Below are 16,815 nucleotides of genomic sequence, written 5' to 3'. Positions count from 1 at the left end.
CCTGCACACCGACCGGTGGCGCGGCAGGATGGAACGCGTGACGACTCCAGAGGCGACCGGCTACCGGACCGAACGCGACTCGATGGGCGAGGTGGAGGTGCCCGCCGAGGCGCTGTGGCGGGCGCAGACCCAGCGCGCGGTGCAGAACTTCCCGATCTCGGGGCGCGGGCTGGAACCGGCCCAGATCAAGGCCCTGGCGCAGATCAAGGGGGCGGCGGCCCTGGTGAACGGTGAGCTGGGGGTGATCGACGCGGACGTGGCGCAGGCGATCGCCACCGCCGCCGCGCACGTCGCCGAGGGCGGCTACGACGACCAGTTCCCGGTGGACGTGTTCCAGACCGGTTCCGGCACGTCGTCCAACATGAACACCAACGAGGTGATCGCCACCCTGGCGAGCCGCGAGCTGGGCCGTGACGTGCACCCGAACGACCACGTCAACGCGTCGCAGTCCAGCAACGACGTCTTCCCCACCTCGATCCACCTGGCCGCCACCCAGTTCGTGGTGGAGGATCTGATCCCGTCGCTGAAGCAGCTCGCGGGCGCGCTGGAGGAGAAGGCGGCCGAGTTCGAGACGGTGGTCAAGGCGGGGCGTACCCACCTGATGGACGCCACGCCGGTCACGCTCGGGCAGGAGTTCGGCGGGTATGCCGCGCAGGTGCGCTACGGCGTCGAGCGGCTGGAGTCGGCGCTGCCCCGGCTGGCCGAGCTGCCGCTGGGTGGCACCGCTGTGGGCACCGGCATCAACACGCCGCTGGGCTTCGCCGACCGGGTGATCGGCAAGCTGCGGGAGTCGACCGGGCTGCCGCTGACCGAGGCGCGCAACCACTTCGAGGCGCAGGGCGCCCGGGACGCGCTGGTGGAGACGTCCGGCCAGCTCCGTACCATCGCGGTCGGCCTCTACAAGATCGCCAACGACGTGCGCTGGATGGGCTCCGGCCCTCGCGCCGGGCTGCGTGAGCTGCGCATCCCCGACCTCCAGCCGGGGTCGTCGATCATGCCGGGCAAGGTGAACCCGGTGGTGGCCGAGGCGATGCGGCAGGTCTGCGCCCAGGTGATCGGCAACGACGCCGCGGTGGCCTTCGCCGGGTCGCAGGGCGACTTCGAGCTGAACGTGATGCTCCCGGTGATGGGCCGCAACCTGCTGGAGTCGATCAAGCTGATCGCCGCGTCCAGCCGCCTGTTCGCCGAGCGGCTGGTGGCCGGCCTGGTCGCTGACGCCGAGGTCTGCCTGGCGTACGCGGAGGGCTCACCGTCGATCGTCACCCCGCTCAACCGCCACCTCGGGTACGACGAGGCCGCCTCGATCGCCAAGGAGGCGCTGGCCAAGCAGGTGTCCATCCGCGAGGTGGTGATCGCCCGGGGGCACGTCGACTCGGGCACGCTCACCGAGACCCAGCTGGACGAGGCCCTGGACCTGCTCCGGATGACCCACCCCTGAGCCGCCGCCGGTAATTGCCTCGACCCGTCACAGTGGGCGCGGCATGATCCGACCGTGCGTGACGACGGCGGCGTGTTGCTGGAGACCGCGCGGCTGACGCTGCGCCGGTTCACGATGGACGACGTGGATCGGCTGGTGGCGCTGGACGCCGATCCGGAGGTCATGCGCTTCCTGACGGGTGGCGCGCCGACCCAGGCCGGGACGTACCGGGACGAGGTGCTGCCCCGGGTGCTCGCGCAGTACGCCCGGCATCCCGGGCTCGGCCGCTGGGCGACGCTCGACCGGTTCACCGGAGAGTTCCTCGGCTGGCACTCGCTCGACCCGTCCGACGACGGCGGCGAGGCGGAGCTGGGCTACCGGCTGCGCCGCGCGACGTGGGGACACGGGCTGGCCACCGAGGGCGCGCGGGCGCTGGTGCGGCACGCGTTCGACACGGTCGGCGTCCGCCGGGTGTGGGCCCAGACGATGGCCGTCAACGACCGCTCCCGCGCGGTCATGGCCCGCGCCGGGTTGCGCTACGTCCGCACCTTCCACCTGGCCTTCGACGACCCGATCCCGGGTACGGAGCACGGCGAGGTGGAGTACGAGCTGCGCCGCGACGCCTGGCCCGCGACGCGTCAGGAGTGGGACGCGGCGGCCCTGCGGGCCCGGTAGGCGCTCACCGCGGCCCGGTTGCCGCACCCGGCGTCGCAGAACCGGCGGGACCGGTTCCGGGACAGGTCGACGAGCACGTTGTCGCAGTCGGGGTGGTCGCAGTGCCGCAGCCGGCTCAGCTCGCCCATCCGGACCAGGTCGGCCATCGCCATCGCGGCCTCGACCGCCATCCGGGTCGCCAGCGGCGCGTCCCGCGGCACGGCGTGCAGGTGGTACGGCTCGTCGTCGTGCCGGACGAGCTGCGGCAGCGCGTGCGACTCGCGCAGCAGCGTGTTGACGATCGTCACCACCTCGTCGGTGTCGGCGTACCAGATGCGGCGCAGCCGGGGCCGCAGCGCGCGGACCTGGCGCAGTTCGGCGTCGGTGTGCTCGTGCCGGCCGCTCCACCCGTGGGCGGTGAAGAAGGCGTCCAGGGCGGCCACGTCGGGCAGCCCTTCCCGGTCGTCGCCGGCGGTGTTCACCAGTGCGGCGACGCTGACCAGCGCGCATTCGGTGTCATGGGCGAAAAGCAACTTGACTCCTGTCGGAGGCTACGCCTAGCGTCATCAGCATAACCTCCCTTGACTCATGACCAGGAGATGCCGATGCGTGAACGGTCAAGCGTCGGGCTCGGCCTGGCACTGCTCTCCGCGATCACGTTCGCCACCTCGGGCACCTTCGCCCGCCCGCTGATCACCGGCGAGTGGTCGGCGGTCGCCGTGGTGATCGCCCGGGTCGGCATCGCCGCGCTGGTGCTCGCCGTCCCCGCCGTGCTGGCGCTGCGCGGCAGGTGGACAGTGCTGCGCCGTAACGCGGGAAGCGTGGTGCTGTTCGGGCTGCTCGGCGTGGCCACGGCGCAGGCCTGCTTCTTCAACGCGGTCCGCTACCTCCCGGTCGGCGTGGCGCTCCTGCTGGAATACCTCGGCATCGTGCTCGTGGTCGGATGGATGTGGCTGGTCCACGGTCAGCGCCCCCGGCTGCTCACGGTGGCCGGTTCGGTCACCGCCCTGTGCGGGCTGGGGCTCGTCCTCGACCTCACCGGCGCCGGACGACTCGACCCGGTGGGCGTGCTCTGGGGCCTCGGCGCGGGCGTCGGGCTGGCCGGATACTTCGTCATCGCCGGGCGGATCGACGCGGGCCTGCCCTCGGTGGTGATGGCCAGCGGTGGCATGGCCGTCGGCGCGGTGGCGCTGCTGCTGCTCGGCGGCATCGGAGCGCTGCCGCTCGCGGCCGGCACCGCCGACGTCACCTTCGGCGGGCACCGGGTGAGCTGGCTGGTGCCGATCGCCGGGCTGTCGCTGATCGCCGCCGTGGTCGCGTACCTCGCCGGTGTCGCCGGCACCCGGCTGCTCGGGGCACGGCTGTCCTCCTTCGTGGGGCTGACCGAGGTGATGTTCGCGGTGCTGATCGCCTGGCTGGTGCTCGACGAACTGCCCAACCTGATCCAGTTGGCCGGCGGGGCGCTCATCCTGGGCGGCGTCGCCCTGGTCCGGGCGGACGAACTGCGGGGCACACCGTCGACCTCGGCGACTGCGCGGGCCGAGCCGGTGCTGACCGGCGAGCGATGAGCGGGCCGCGCGGCGCCGTCGTCTTCGACGCCGACGAGACACTCGTCGACCTGCGCCCGGCGGTCACCGGCGCGCTCGTCGCCGTACTCGACGAGATGCGGCGGCGGACCCCGGCGGCGGCCGCCGTGGCGCTCGCGGACCTGGAGGGGGACTGGGGTGCGGTCTTCGGCGCGCTCAGCGCCGCCCCGGTGCAGGAGATCCGGCGGGCCGCCCTGGCCCGTTCGCTGGCCCGGGCCGGGCTGGAGGCGGACCTGGACGAGTTCGCGGCGTTGTTCTTCGCCCGCCGGTACGCGCTGAGCCGCCCCTTCCCGGACGTGCTGCCCGCGCTGGCGGCGCTGCGCCCGCACCACGTGCTGGGCTTCGCCACGAACGGCAACAGCCGCGCCGAACGCTGCGGCCTCGCCGGGCAGTTCGCCTTCGAGGTGTACGCGCACGAGGGCGGCGTGCCCAAGAAACCGGCGCCGGAGTTCTTCACGGCGGTGGTGGCGGCGTCCGGGCTGCCCGCCGCGCGCATCGTCCACGTGGGCGACTCGCCGGAGCACGACGTGGCCGCCGCCCAGCGGGCCGGACTGCGTGCCGTCTGGCTCAACCGGGCCGGACTGCCCCGCCCGCGGGGCCTCGAACCGGACGCCGAAGTGTCCACGCTCGCCGGACTGTCCACGGTGCTCACCACCGTGGCGAACGCGAATGCCTAGTTGCCGCCGATAACGGACGTCGATCTGGCGGAACCCGCTCCCGTGATGTGGGATGACACCACGTCCCTCAACGAGAGGATCTGATGTGGTGAGCAAGCGCTTCACCGTCGGCGCGGTCGCGGCTGCGGCCTCGCTGGCACTCACGGTGACCGGTCTGAGCATCCCGGCGAACGCCGCGCCGTCGGACACCCGGACCTTCACCGTGCTGGCCGAGAGCGGCGTCTCCACCGACGCCGCGATCGCCGCGATCGCCGCCGCCGGTGGCAAGGTCGTCGCCCGCACCGACGACGTCGGCCTGTTCCAGGTCACCAGCGACCGGGCGGACTTCGCCAGCCGGGCCACCGCGGCCGGCGCGCTGGTCGGCGCCGCCGAGGAGAAGGCGATCGGCCGCAAGCCGAAGCTGGACCGGGTCGAGCAGGAGCACCTGCTGGCCGCCGCGGCGACCAAGGGCAAGGCCGCCAGGAACAACGGCAAGAAGATGGACCCGCTCGACGACAAGCTCTGGGGCCTGGACATGATCCGGGCCGACAAGGCCCGCAAGATCGAGCCGGGCGACCGCCGGGTCACCGTCGGCATCCTGGACACCGGCGTCGACGCCAGCCAGCCCGACCTCGCGCCCAACTTCAACTGGGCGCTGTCGCGAAACTTCGCCCCGGACATCCCCGAGGTCGACGGCCCGTGCGAGGTGGCGAGCTGCCTCGACCCGGTCGGCACCGACGACGGCGGGCACGGCACGCACGTGGCCGGCACCATCGGCGCCGCCGCGAACGGCTTCGGCCTCTCCGGCGTGGCCCCGAACGTCTCCCTGGTCGAGCTGAAGGGTGGCCAGGACAGCGGCTACTTCTTCCTCAACCCGGTGGTGAACTCCCTGGTGCACGCGGGCCGCTCCGGGCTGGACGTGGTGAACATGTCCTTCTACGTCGACCCGTGGCTCTACAACTGCACCGCCAACCCGGCGGACTCGCCGGAGGCGCAGGCCGAGCAGCGGACCGTCATCGAGGCGATGAAGCGGGCGCTGAACTTCGCCCACCACAAGGGCGTCACGCTCGTCGGTTCGCTCGGCAACAACCACGAGGACCTGGGCGCGCCGCGCACCGACGTGAGCAGCCCGGACTACGGCGCCGACCCGTACCCGCGCCCGATCGACAACGCGACCTGCTGGGACCTGCCGGTCGAGGGCCCGCACGTGATCGGCGTGTCGGCGGTCGGCCCGTCCGGCAAGAAGTCGGACTACTCGAACTACGGCACCGAGCAGATCTCGGTGGCGGCGCCGGGTGGCTGGTTCCGGGACGGCTTCGGCACCGACACGTACCGCACCGACGCCAACATGATCCTCTCCACGTACCCGAAGAAGGTGCTCCAGGAGGAGGGGTCGGTCGACGAGAACGGCGACATCGTCGCCGGCTTCGAGAACTCGGTGTTCAAGCAGTGCACCGCCAAGGGTGAGTGTGGCTACTACACCTACCTCCAGGGCACCTCGATGGCGTCCCCGCACGTCTCGGGCGTGGCGGCGCTGATCGTGAGCAAGCACGGCAAGAAGCAGGGCCGCAACGGCTACGGCATGGCGCCGAACCTGGTCGAGCAGCACCTCTACCGGACGGCGGCCGAGCACGCCTGCCCGGAGCCGCGGCTGCAGAGCTACACCAACGAGGGCCGGGACGCCGAGTTCGACGCGTACTGCGCGGGCTCGCTGAACTTCAACGGCTTCTACGGCTACGGCATCGTCGACGCCTACGCCGCAGTGAAGACCCCGGTCAAGCCCAACGTTCGACCGTAACGACAGTTTCCCCGAGGTGGCGGTGTCCGGAGTTTCCCGGACGCCGCCACCTCGGCGTTCCGGCCGGTGTCACGGCCGCCACCCCCGGGCCACCAGTGCCGCCCGGATCTCCCGCACCAGGGCGGGGAACTCCTTACGCAGACGGCGGCCGGTCACGTGCAACACGAGCCAGCCGGCCGAGACGAGCTGGTTGAGCCGCCGCCGGTCGAGGTGCATCCGGTCCGCGTCGGAGTGCCACTGACCGTCGTACTCGACGGCGACCCGGAACTCCGGCCAGGCCAGATCGGGGTGCAGGATCAGGCCGGTCGGCACCCGCACCGGATACTGGGCCACCGGGCGGGGCAGGCCGGCGAGGACGAGGCGGACCCGCAGGTGGGACTCGGGCGGGGACTGGGCCAGCCCGTCGGTCAGGCCGAACACCCACGCGGCTCGCCGCCCACCGGGGCGGCAGGCGTTCCGGGCCGCCTCGCTCGCCAGCGCCGACCGGTTCACCGAACCGGTACGCAGCAGCCCGTCGATGATGCCGACCGCCTTGACGGGATCGGCCCAGACCGCTGTCTCCCAGGCACAGGCGGCCGGCTCGGTGCGGGGCGGCGGCCCGGCCAGGATCATTTCCGCGCCGGGGTACGACCCCGCGAACGGGTTCAATGCGGCGGTTGAAGCCGGCGGGGTGGCCGGGCCGTGCGGTCCGGGCGCCCTGCGGGAGTCGGCCGGATTCGGCGATCTGGTCCGGCCCGGTGTGCCCGGTGGGCGGTCCGCCGCGGACGACGCCGCGACGGGCGACCTCGTGCCGGCGCGCGACTTCGTGCCGGCGGGCGACCTTGTGCTTGCGGGTGGGCTCGTGCTTGCGGGCGACCTCGTGCTTGCGGGTGGCTTCGTGTCGGTGGGCGACCTCGTGCCTGCGTATGGGTTCGTGCCTGCGTATGGGTTCGTGTCGGCGGGTGGGTTGGTGCCGGCGGGTGGGCTCGTTCGCGCGGCTGCGGCGGCGGCGGGGACCAGGAGGCCGCTGCGGGTGCTCGACATCGGGGCGTGGTGCACCCGGACACCCGGCTGGGAGTCGGCCCGGACCGTGGCCGGCAGCAGGACGTGCACGTCGTCGGTGAAGTCGGCGGCGTGCTCGACCCCGTGCAGGTAGGCCGCCGAAGGGCCGGCGATCGCCGCACCGGGTGGCATGCGTAGTAGCGCCGCGCGGCAGGCCAGCGCGTGGTCGCGGTCGAGTCGCGCGTCGGCGTAGACGTCCTGCCGGAGCCGGATCCAGGACGCGCCCCGCAGATGGTGCCGGGACAGCAGCCCGCGCCGGATCGCTTCCGAGCCCCGGAAGACCTGCCAGGCCAACTCCGATGGTCGATGAGGATGAGGTGGCATGTGACGAGCGTGGCGGGGCACGGGTCGAGATCGGTACCCCTGTGGACAGCCGCAGCCGTGCCACCCGCCGCGCCCTGTGGACAACCCCCGACCGCCCCTGTCCGTGTGCTATGGCCCTCGATCAGCGCATGATCCACTCCACTTCGGGGAGGTGGCGGCATCCGGGCCGCGTTGATGCAGCCACGTCGCCGAGCTGGCGTGAGGGTGTGTGGAGTGAGGGTTCCGGGGTGGGCTGGGCCGTATGGCCGCCGGTGCCTTGAGCTGGCTTGATCGACTCCACCTCGGGGAGGTGGCGGTGTCCGGGCCGCGTTGATGCAGCCACTTCCCCGAGCTGGCGCGAGGGCGCGAGGGCGCGAGGGCGTGAGGGCGTGAGGGCGTGAGGGCATGCGGGGTCAGGAGAGCGCGGCGGCGACCGCCTCGGTGGCGGCGGTGACCTGGGCGCCGACGTCCGCCACGTCGAGCGGGGTCAGCGACACCACCCCGACGCTCCCCTCCAGCCCAGGCACACCGAGCACCGGCGCCGCCACCCCGTATGCGCCTGATTGAAGCTCGCCGCTGGTACTCACCGGCCCCGGATCGCCGGCCCGCCCGGCCAGTACCGCCCGGCCGGCGGCGCCCCGTTCCAGCGGGTGCCGGGTGCCGGTCCGGTACGCCACGTGGAACGACGTCCAGCTCGGCTCGACCACCGCGAGCGCCACCCCCTCGCCGCCCTCGACCACCGTGAGGTGGGCGGTCGCCCCGGTGCCCTCGGCGAGCCGGCGCAGCGCGGGCAGCGCGCCCTCGGCCAGCAGCGGCTGGGCGCGGCGGGCCAGGTGCAGCACGCCCACGCCGATGCGCAGGCGGCCCTTGCCGTCACGCCGGAGCATCCCGTGGCCGGTCAGCGCGCCGACCAGCCGGTAGACGGCCGCCCGGCCGATGCCCAGCCGGTGCGCCGCCTCGGTGACTGTGAGCCCGCCCGGCGCGTCCGCGACCAGGTGCAGCAGCCGCAGGCCCCGGTCCAGGGTCTGTGCCGTCTCTCCCGTGCGCGCCGCCGTGTCCACAGCACGCAGCGTACGACCCGGCTCCGGCCAACCCGGAAATGTGCGGACGGCTACCCTTGTGAGGTGACGCTACGCCTGTATGACACCGCCACCCGATCGGTGCGGGACTTCGTCCCGCGGGAAGCCGGCAAGGTGGGGGTCTACCTGTGTGGTCTCACGCTCCAGGCCCCGCCGCACATCGGTCACCTTCGCTCCGGCGTCAACTACGACGTGCTGCGCCGATGGCTGCTCAGCAAGGGCTTCGAGGTCACGTTCATCCGCAACCTGACCGACATCGACGACAAGGTCCTGGCCAAGGCGATGGAGCAGGACCGGCCGTTCTGGTCGATCGCGTACGCGAACGAGCAGATCCTCACCACCTCCTACCGGGCGCTGAACGTGCTCCCGCCGACGTACGAGCCGCGGGCGACCGGGCACGTCCCGGAGATGCACGAGCTGATCGCCCGGCTGATCGAGACCGGTCACGCCTACCCGGCCACCGACGGCTCCGGCGACGTCTACTTCGACGTGGCCTCCTGGCCCGCGTACGGCTCGCTGTCCGGCCAGTCCCCGGCGGACATGCAGCCCGCCGGCGACGCCCCCGACCGGGGCAAGCGCGACCCGCGTGACTTCGCGCTCTGGAAGGGCGCCAAGCCGGGCGAACCGGCCGACGCCTACTGGCCGTCGCCGTGGGGCCGCGGCCGGCCGGGCTGGCACATCGAGTGCTCGGCCATGTGCTGGCGCTACCTCGGTCCCGAGTTCGACATCCACGGCGGCGGGCTCGACCTGACGTTCCCGCACCACGAGAACGAGATCGCCCAGTCGCAGGCCGCGGACCTGCCGTTCGCCCGCTACTGGGTGCACCACGGCCTGCTCGGCATCGGCGGCACCAAGATGGGCAAGTCGCTCGGCAACACGCTCGACCTCGACTACGTGGCCGCGCTCGGCGTCCGCCCGGTGGAGTTGCGCTACTACTACGTCGCCGCGCACTACCGGTCCCGCATCGACTACTCCGAGGACGCGCTGCGCGAGGCCGCCGTCGCGTACCGGCGGATCGAGGGCTTCGTGCAGCGGGCGGCCGAGCGGGTCGGCCCGGGCCGGCCCGGCGACCTGCCGGCCGGGTTCGTGGCCGCGATGGACGACGACCTCAACACGTCGGCGGCGCTGGCGGCGCTGCACGAGGTGGTCCGCGACGGCAACACCGCGCTCACCGCCGGGGACGATGTGACCGTCCGCACGACGCTGGCCGCCACCCGGGCGATGCTGGATATCCTCGGCGTCGACCCCCTGGACCCGGCCTGGACCGGCGGCGGCCGCACGGACGACCTGCGCGGCGTGGTGGACTCCCTGATCGCGCTGGCCCTGGAGCAGCGCGCGCAGGCCCGCAGCCGCAAGGACTGGGCTGCCGCCGACGCCGTACGCGACCAGCTCAAGCAGGCCGGCGTGGTCGTCGAGGACACCCCCCAGGGCCCGCGTTGGACTATTGGAGAGCAGGACTGATGGCCGGCAACTCGCAGCGCCGTGGCCGGCGACTGACGCCGAAGGCGGGCGCCCCCAAGGGCACCGGTGGCAAGAACAAGGACTCGCTCGCCGGGCGGGGTCGCACGCTGCCCGCCGACGAGCGGCCCTGGCACAAGGCGTACTCGGGCACCGAGAAGCTGCCCCAGCGCACCGCCTGGAAGCAGGACAAGGAGCGCCGTGCCGCCGCCGAGGAGGGCCGCGCGCCCAAGATCGGCCAGCCCGGCACCAAGGACACCACCTGGGGCAAGGGCAGCCGGGCCGGTGTGCCGCTCAAGGGCGGCAAGGGCAAGCCCGGCGGCCGGGGCGGTCCCCGGGTCGCGCCGGGCCGCAAGGCCAACCCGGCGAAGGACAGCCCCGAACTGCTGGTCGGGCGCAACCCGGTGCTGGAGTCGCTGCGCACCCAGGTGCCCGCGACAGCGCTCTACACCGCGCAGGGCATCGACGTCGACGACCGGGTCAAGGAGATCGTCCGGACCGCCGCCGACCGGGGCATCGCGATCCTCGAGGTCAGCCGCGCCGAGCTGGACCGGATGACCGGCGGGGTGCTGCACCAGGGCGTCGGCCTCCAGGTGCCGCCGTTCGCCTACGAGCCGTTCGACGACCTGGTAGCCGCCGCGCTGGAGCAGGCCGCACCGCTGCTGGTCGCGCTGGACGGCGTCACCGACCCGCGAAACCTCGGGGCGGTCATCCGGTCGGCCGCCGCGTTCGGCGCGCAGGGTGTCTTCGTACCCGAACGGCGTGCCGCCGGGATCACCGCGACCGCCTGGCGGACCAGCGCCGGCGCAGCCGCGCGTGTGCCCGTCGCCCAGGTCACCAACCTGACCCGGTCGCTCAAGGCGTGCAAGGAAGCCGGCTTCGTCGTGGTCGGCCTCGACGCCGACGGACAGACCGACCTGTACGACCTGGAGGCCGCCGTCGGTCCGCTCGTCGTGGTGGTCGGCTCGGAGGGGCGCGGGCTGTCCCGCCTGGTCGGCGAGACCTGCGACCTGACCGTCAGCATCCCGATGGTCTCCGACGTGGAGTCGCTCAACGCCAGCGTCGCCGCCGCGGTCACGCTCGCCGAGGTCGCCCGCCGCCGGTCCGTCGAGGCCTGATCGAGAGCAACGAAAAGGGGCGGTCCGCCGTGGCGGGCCGCCCCTTTCTCGCGTACGTCAGATCCGCTGGCCGGTGGCGGCGTGGAAGACGTGGCTGCGGCCGGTACGCGGCTTGACGAACACGGTGTCGCCCATGTTCGGCATGCTGCGGCGGTCGGTACGGACCACGAACCGCTCGTTGTGGCCCTCCAGCGCGGCGTGGCCGTAGACGTTGGCGTCCGAGCCGAGGTCCTCGACCAGCTCGACCACGACCGGCATGCCGCCCTCGGACGGGCTGACCAGGTCGCAGTCCTCCGGCCGGAAGCCGACGGTGACCTTGCCGTCGCCGCCCTCGGAGCCGGCCGCCTGGACCTGCTCGCGGGTCAGCGGCACGATCATCTCGGCGAACGCGCCGCCCTGCTCGGTCAGCTTCACCGTCTTGATGTTCATGGCCGGGGAGCCCATGAAGCCGGCGACGAAGACGTTGGAAGGGGTGTCGTAGAGCGCCCGCGGGGTGTCCACCTGCTGGAGCACGCCGTCGAGCATGACCGCCACCCGGTGACCCATGGTCATGGCCTCGACCTGGTCGTGGGTGACGTAGACGGTGGTGACGCCCAGCTTCGCCTGCAGCGAGGCGATCTGGGTACGGGTCTGCACGCGCAGCTTGGCGTCGAGGTTCGACAGCGGCTCGTCCATGAGGAAGACCTGCGGCTCGCGGACGATCGCGCGACCCATGGCGACACGCTGGCGCTGACCGCCGGAGAGCGCCTTCGGCTTGCGGCTGAGGAACTCCTCCAGCTGGAGCAGCCCGGCCGCCTCCTTGACCCGCCGGTCGATCTCCGACTTCGAGGTCTTGCGCAGCTTGAGCGCGAACGCCATGTTCTCGTACACCGTCATGTGCGGGTACAGGGCGTAGTTCTGGAAGACCATCGCGATGTCGCGGGCCTTCGGCGGGAGGTGGGTGACGTCCCGGTCGTCGATGTAGATCGCGCCGTCGTCGACGTCCTCCAGGCCGGCGAGCATCCGGAGGCTGGTGGACTTGCCGCAGCCGGACGGGCCGACCAGGACGAGGAACTCCCCGTCGCCGATCTGGAGGTCGAGCTGGTTGACGGCGGGGCGCTCGGTGCCCGGATAGATCCGGGACGCCTTCGCGTAGGTGACCGTAGCCATGATGGAGCGCTTCCTTTCACCGGCAGGAACGTGCCGGACGATCCGAGTGAAGGAGCGACCGGCGCCCAAGGCACCGGCCAACGGGGTCGTCGCTCAGGCAGCCGAGGCCGACCGGAGTGTCGTCCGTGTCACTGCACGGTAAACGGCTTTCGCGATCGTGCCAAGACGTGGCACGTCGGGTGGGACGGATGGCATACGCATAACGGTCAGGAAGGCACTGTGAGGCATCAATCTCCCCACCTGTGAGCGCGGCCGAGCGATGATCCATCGGTCGTACCGGTCGGGATGCCGACGTTTTCCGTGCTCGGGAGCCCTGCGAGGCGGGAATTCCGGGGCTCAGTCGCTATGCTGAGCCCGACGCACGCGCCCCTGTAGCTCAGCTGGCCAGAGCACTCGCCTTGTAAGCGAGATGTCGCCGGTTCGATCCCGGCCGGGGGCTCCAGTTCCACAAGGCGTTCCGGGGCCGATGTCGCCGCGGGACGCCCGGCTCCGTCAGCAGCGACCTGACGGTACACCCGCGAGGGGTCAGGCGGGCCCACGGGCGTCGGCCCCCGCGGGCTCCCAGAGCTGGATCATGTTGCCCTCTGGGTCTCTGAGGCTCGCGAACCTGCCGTTCGGGTACTCCTCGGGGTCCACCTCGACGTCGATATCCGCATCGCGCAGTTGGTCGACCATCGCGTCCAGGTCGACGACCCGGAAGTTGAGCGACCAGGAGTGCTCGGGGCCGCCGAAGTGCTCGGAGTCCGCCGACATGGCCGCCAGGACGGTAGGACCGGGCTTCTGCCACCAGGAGGACACGTCGTAGGACTCCGGTGCCAGCTCGACCCCGAGATGGGTGGCGTACCAGCGGTTGATCCGGTCCGGGTCGTGGGCGCGGAAGAAGACGCCGCCGATGCCCGTCACACGTTCCACGATGTCTTCTCCCCGCTGGGCACTGTCCGTGCCCTCTTCGACCTGGCTGAGCCTGCCGACTTCAGGCTAGACCCGACTCGGGCGGGATTCGACAACACCCGATCGTCACGGTTGCCGGATACCGGTTGCCTGCTCGGCAGGCCTGCGCCACCCTCTCCGCATGCTCGAAACGCGCGTCCTCGGCGAGGACGACTGGAAGGTGTGGCGGGAACTGCGGCTCGCCGCGCTCGCCGAGGCCGGGTACGCCTTCGGCGCCCGACTGGCTGATTGGCAGGGCGACGGCGACCGCGAGGAACGCTGGCGCGGGCGGCTGGCCGTCCCCGGCTCGTACAACGTCGTGGTGATGCTCGACGGGCAACCGGTCGGGATGGCCAGCGGGATGCCGACCGAGCAGGACGGGGTGGTCGAGCTGATCTCGATGTACGTGGCACCCGTCGGACGCGGCCGGGGCGTGGGCGACCACCTCGTCCAGGAGGTCGAGCAGTGGGCCCGGCAGGCAGGCGCGCGGACGCTGCGGCTCGCCGTGGCGGAGGGCAACCCCACCGCGTGGGCCCTGTATCTGCGCAACGGCTTCCGGGACACGGGCGAAGTCGGCGGCCTGATGCCCGACGGCGTGCGCCGCGAGCACATCATGGCCAAGAGCCTCCTGGACCAGCCGTAGACGGTGCGGGGCGCGGCACGCGCAGTAGGCTGACCAGCGATGAGTCGCGCGGTCGAGGAGTCCAACCGGGCGATGCTGCGCGCCCGCGACGCGATGGACCGGGCGTACGCGCAGCCGCTCGACATCCCCGCCCTGGCCCGGATCGCGCACGTCTCGGAGGCGCACTTCATCCGCACCTTCCGGGCCACCTTCGGCGAGACGCCGCACCGCTACCTGCAACGCCGACGGGTGGAACGCGCCATGTACCTGCTGGCGTGCACCGGCGAACCGGTCACCGAGATCTGCCACCTGGTCGGCTTCGGCAGCCTGGGCACGTTCAGCCGGACGTTCCACGGCATCGTCGGTGAGTCGCCGTCGGCCTACCGGCGCCGCAAGGCCGCGCCGGCCGACGTCCCGAGCTGCTTCACCAAGGCCTGGATGCGCCCGAGCGCCACCGCCGGCCAGCCGGCCACCGCCAGCCAGCCGGTCGCCACCCGCAAGCCGGCCGCCGCCGGGGAAGCCGCAGCGGTCAGCGGCCCCGCACCCTCCGCCGCACCATGACCCAGAGCCGGTCACCGAGCCGGGTCCGCCGTAGCCAGCGCAGTCCGGCCAGCCGGCTCTCCGGTGGCGTACGCGGGAGCGGCGGCGCGGTGACCCGCTCGTAGGTGGCGCCGGTCGACGGCCCGGTGAAGTCGGGTTCCAGCCGTTCGGAGGCGACCGCCAGCGCGGTGAACTGGGCCAGCACCCGCGGATCGGGCCGGCCGCCCCGGGCGGCGGTACGCAGCTCCCGCTCCACGGCCGGACGCCGGATCAGCTCGGTGAGCGGCCCGTGGACGGTGTCCAGCAGGTCGGCCACGGCGGCGACGCCGTCGCCCTCCCAGATCCGGGTGGCACGGGACGGTCCGGTGGCGGAGCTGACGAACGGCACGTCCGCCCACTCCGGTACGAGCCGGGCGATCAGCGCGGTGTGCGGAAGTCGCGCCCGCTTCTCGGCCGCGGTGAACGCGAAGCTGGCCGCGACGAAGCCGGGCGCCAGGAACGGGGTGACCATGCCCGTGGTGTACGCGGCTGTGCACCAGCGGCGCATCCGCTCGACCAGGTAGACGTAGTCGATCAGGTGCTCGTCGCGTAGGCCCAGCTCTCGGGCGTGGGCCGTCAGCGCGGTGACGCGGTCCCGTTCGGCGGCCAGCGCCTCGGGCGTCGTGGTCCCGCGCGGCACGGCCGCCAGCAGCTTGCTCATGGCCGCCTGCTCGGGCGTGGGCGCCGGGTCGGCGTCGGGGCGGGGATACCAGAAGCCGACCACCAGTTCGCCTGCCGCTCCGGTGAGGCTCGGCGGGCGTACCTCGTCAGGCAGCCGGGTCCGCGCCGCCGGGCGCGTCAGGTAGGTCGAGGGGAACTGGTGGTCGTGCAGCGCGGCGAGCCGTCGCGCCCGGTCCCGGAGGCCGGTGCCGAGGACGGTTTCCGGCGGCGCTGCGGGTGTGAGGCGGTGCGGCAGCTCCAGGCCGCGCCGGTCCCGCAGGAGCCGCACCAGCTCGCGGGCCACGTCGCCCTCGGCGGGGGTGTCGTCGTTGGTGACCAGGTCCGGCGTACGGTCGGCGGCGACGAGCGTCGCGGCGATGAGCCGGGAGTCCTTGCCGCCGGAGAGACCGAGCGTGACCTCGCCGTCGTGCAGCCGGTGCAGGCCGGCGACGGATCGGGTCAACGCGTCAGCGGCCAGGTCCAGCCGCTCGTCGGTCGGCCGGTCCCGGTCGGCGAGGCCGCTGCGGACCACGTCGTCGGCGGCGTACCGGATCTCGGTGGTGAGCTGCCAGCCGCCGTCGGCGCGGCGGCGGCCGGTGACCCGCTCGCCCGGCTGGAGCAGCCGGATGCCGGCGAGCGGTGAGAGGTCGCCGCCGAAATGGCCGGTGAGCAGGTACGACGTCCAGCCGGCCGGGTCGGGGCGGGCCTCGCCGTGCAGGAAGTCGGCGAGCAGACCGGGCCGGGTGCACCAGGCGGTGATCCCGTCGGCCGCGCCGGTGAACACCCGGGCCATGCCCAGCCAGTCCTGTTGCAGGGCGAGACGGTCGCGGTCGAGTGCGAGCAGCGCGAACGGCGGTACGACGTCCCGGTGCACGTCCTCGCCGGTGAGCAGGCGGTTGGCGAGCGTCACCGGGTCGTCGCCGTCGGCCCCTACCGGGATGCCCACGGAGACGGCGGTGACGGGGCCGTCGGTGGCGACGGGCGGCCACCGGTATCCGCCCGGATCGGCCGGGTGCAGCACCAGCACGCCCCAGTCGGTGCCGCCGAAGCGCCGGCGGTGCCAGCTTTCGGGTACGAGGTCGGCCACGGCCTTGTCGAACCGGGCCACGGCGGCATCGAGGCGCGGTTGTGGCAACGCCCCGGTCGCGGCCCAGGCCACCATCAGCTGCATCGTGTAACCCCCGGCGTATGTCACGGGGACGTTAACAGCGGATGTCCGGGCGGTGTCCCCGCGCGGACAAAAGACGCAACTCGGGCGAGGTGGCTCGACGGCGGGACTGCGCAGTTTCGGATAAGCAGCAGGTCGGGGCGCTGCTCTAGCGTCGTCGGCATGACGATGACTTCGACTTCCCGCTCCCAGATCTACGTGCTCGACCAGGACGAGGCGCTCGACTTCTACGTCGGCAAGCTCGGCCTGGAGGTCAGCACCGACCAGGACCTCGGTTTCATGCGCTGGCTCACCGTGAACGTGCCGGGTGACCCGGGCCGGGAGATCCTGCTGGAGAAGCCGGGTCCGCCGGCTCTGGACCCGAAGACGGCCGAGCAGGTCCGGGAACTGCTCACCAAGGGCGCCGCCGGCGGTTTCCTGTTCTTCACCACCGACGACGCGCACAAGACGTACGCGGACCTGGTCGCGAAGGGCGTGGAGGTGACCGACGAGCCGACCGACCGGCCGTACGGCATCGACTTCGGCATCCGTGACCCGTTCGGCAACCGCATCCGGATCGGGCAGATGCACCAGCACCCGTGACCGGCGGGCCACCCG

At 72.6% G+C, this 16,815-nt stretch carries 16 protein-coding genes and 1 tRNA gene; 11 read left to right on the top strand and 6 right to left on the bottom strand.

Translation table 11 applies throughout. From position 1 onward, the window contains the following. Positions 1–37: 37 nt before the first annotated feature. Both MICAU_RS29000 and MICAU_RS28995 read left to right on the top strand, forming a co-directional pair. Positions 38–1,438, top strand: coding sequence for a class II fumarate hydratase (locus MICAU_RS29000; RefSeq protein WP_036310969.1), 1,401 nt, complete (start codon positions 38–40; stop codon positions 1,436–1,438). Between the two features lie 54 nt (positions 1,439–1,492). Beyond that, positions 1,493–2,092, top strand: coding sequence for a GNAT family N-acetyltransferase (locus MICAU_RS28995; protein WP_013288915.1), 600 nt, complete (start codon positions 1,493–1,495; stop codon positions 2,090–2,092). On the opposite strand, the gene MICAU_RS28990 is transcribed toward MICAU_RS28995, so the two are convergent. Then, positions 2,056–2,604 carry a CGNR zinc finger domain-containing protein gene (locus MICAU_RS28990; RefSeq protein ID WP_013288914.1) on the bottom strand — a complete coding sequence of 183 codons (549 nt, stop codon included), beginning with the start codon at positions 2,602–2,604 and terminating at the stop codon, positions 2,056–2,058. The two genes, MICAU_RS28995 and MICAU_RS28990, sit on opposite strands and share 37 nt — an antisense overlap. Positions 2,605–2,676: 72 nt before the next feature. Between MICAU_RS28990 and MICAU_RS28985 the strand changes: the two genes are divergently transcribed. The 3 genes from MICAU_RS28985 to MICAU_RS28975 all read left to right on the top strand — a co-directional run bounded on the left by MICAU_RS28985 (position 2,677) and on the right by MICAU_RS28975 (position 6,111). Next, the gene (locus MICAU_RS28985; protein ID WP_013288913.1) at positions 2,677–3,639 is read left to right on the top strand and encodes an EamA family transporter; all 963 of its coding nucleotides are present in this window, start codon (positions 2,677–2,679) and stop codon (positions 3,637–3,639) included. After that, positions 3,636–4,334 (top strand): HAD family hydrolase, encoded by a 699-nt coding sequence (locus MICAU_RS28980; protein ID WP_013288912.1) that lies wholly within the window; start codon positions 3,636–3,638, stop codon positions 4,332–4,334. Before MICAU_RS28985 ends, MICAU_RS28980 begins: the two co-directional genes overlap by 4 nt. Positions 4,335–4,422: 88 nt before the next feature. Next, a complete protein-coding gene (locus MICAU_RS28975; protein WP_030272055.1) occupies positions 4,423–6,111 on the top strand; it encodes a S8 family serine peptidase in 1,689 nt (562 codons plus the stop codon). Between the two features lie 69 nt (positions 6,112–6,180). Here MICAU_RS28975 and MICAU_RS33315 read toward each other — a convergent pair whose 3' ends face one another. Beyond that, entirely contained in the window at positions 6,181–6,759 is a 579-nt protein-coding gene (locus tag MICAU_RS33315) for an endonuclease domain-containing protein (protein WP_232236697.1), read from the bottom strand. Positions 6,760–7,868: 1,109 nt separating this feature from the next. Continuing rightward, positions 7,869–8,516 carry an IclR family transcriptional regulator gene (locus MICAU_RS28965; RefSeq protein WP_013288908.1) on the bottom strand — a complete coding sequence of 216 codons (648 nt, stop codon included), beginning with the start codon at positions 8,514–8,516 and terminating at the stop codon, positions 7,869–7,871. A 63-nt stretch (positions 8,517–8,579) separates the two neighbouring features. Here MICAU_RS28965 and cysS point away from each other — a divergent pair, with 63 nt between their 5' ends. Next, positions 8,580–9,995: a cysteine--tRNA ligase gene (gene cysS / locus MICAU_RS28960; protein WP_013288907.1), complete on the top strand. Its 1,416-nt coding sequence runs from the start codon at positions 8,580–8,582 to the stop codon at positions 9,993–9,995. Then, positions 9,995–11,110, top strand: coding sequence for a 23S rRNA (guanosine(2251)-2'-O)-methyltransferase RlmB (gene rlmB / locus MICAU_RS28955; protein WP_013288906.1), 1,116 nt, complete (start codon positions 9,995–9,997; stop codon positions 11,108–11,110). Before cysS ends, rlmB begins: the two co-directional genes overlap by 1 nt. A 57-nt stretch (positions 11,111–11,167) precedes the next feature. On the opposite strand, the gene MICAU_RS28950 is transcribed toward rlmB, so the two are convergent. Further along, positions 11,168–12,259 (bottom strand): ABC transporter ATP-binding protein, encoded by a 1,092-nt coding sequence (locus MICAU_RS28950; RefSeq protein ID WP_013288905.1) that lies wholly within the window; start codon positions 12,257–12,259, stop codon positions 11,168–11,170. Between the two features lie 365 nt (positions 12,260–12,624). Between MICAU_RS28950 and MICAU_RS28945 the strand changes: the two genes are divergently transcribed. Next, positions 12,625–12,701: transfer RNA gene (locus MICAU_RS28945), tRNA-Thr, on the top strand. Between the two features lie 83 nt (positions 12,702–12,784). Here MICAU_RS28945 and MICAU_RS28940 read toward each other — a convergent pair. Then, positions 12,785–13,171: a VOC family protein gene (locus MICAU_RS28940; protein WP_013288904.1), complete on the bottom strand. Its 387-nt coding sequence runs from the start codon at positions 13,169–13,171 to the stop codon at positions 12,785–12,787. 160 nt (positions 13,172–13,331) lie between these two features. Here MICAU_RS28940 and MICAU_RS28935 point away from each other — a divergent pair, with 160 nt between their 5' ends. Together MICAU_RS28935 and MICAU_RS28930 are read left to right on the top strand one after the other, a co-directional pair. Beyond that, a complete protein-coding gene (locus tag MICAU_RS28935) occupies positions 13,332–13,832 on the top strand; it encodes a GNAT family N-acetyltransferase (RefSeq protein ID WP_013288903.1) in 501 nt (166 codons plus the stop codon). Positions 13,833–13,871: 39 nt separating this feature from the next. Further along, positions 13,872–14,372: a helix-turn-helix domain-containing protein gene (locus MICAU_RS28930; RefSeq protein ID WP_013288902.1), complete on the top strand. Its 501-nt coding sequence runs from the start codon at positions 13,872–13,874 to the stop codon at positions 14,370–14,372. On the opposite strand, the gene MICAU_RS28925 is transcribed toward MICAU_RS28930, so the two are convergent. After that, positions 14,341–16,221 carry a hypothetical protein gene (locus MICAU_RS28925; RefSeq protein ID WP_013288901.1) on the bottom strand — a complete coding sequence of 627 codons (1,881 nt, stop codon included), beginning with the start codon at positions 16,219–16,221 and terminating at the stop codon, positions 14,341–14,343. The two genes, MICAU_RS28930 and MICAU_RS28925, sit on opposite strands and share 32 nt — an antisense overlap. A gap of 159 nt (positions 16,222–16,380) precedes the next feature. Between MICAU_RS28925 and MICAU_RS28920 the strand changes: the two genes are divergently transcribed. Next, positions 16,381–16,800 carry a VOC family protein gene (locus tag MICAU_RS28920; RefSeq protein WP_013288900.1) on the top strand — a complete coding sequence of 140 codons (420 nt, stop codon included), beginning with the start codon at positions 16,381–16,383 and terminating at the stop codon, positions 16,798–16,800. Positions 16,801–16,815 lie beyond the last annotated feature (15 nt).

Origin of the sequence: Micromonospora aurantiaca ATCC 27029 (assembly GCF_000145235.1) — a bacterium.
GTDB classification, from domain to species: Bacteria; Actinomycetota; Actinomycetes; order Mycobacteriales; family Micromonosporaceae; genus Micromonospora; species Micromonospora aurantiaca.
The sequence above is the reverse complement of the archived record's forward strand: the minus strand, read 5'-3'. Positions and strand labels throughout refer to the sequence as shown.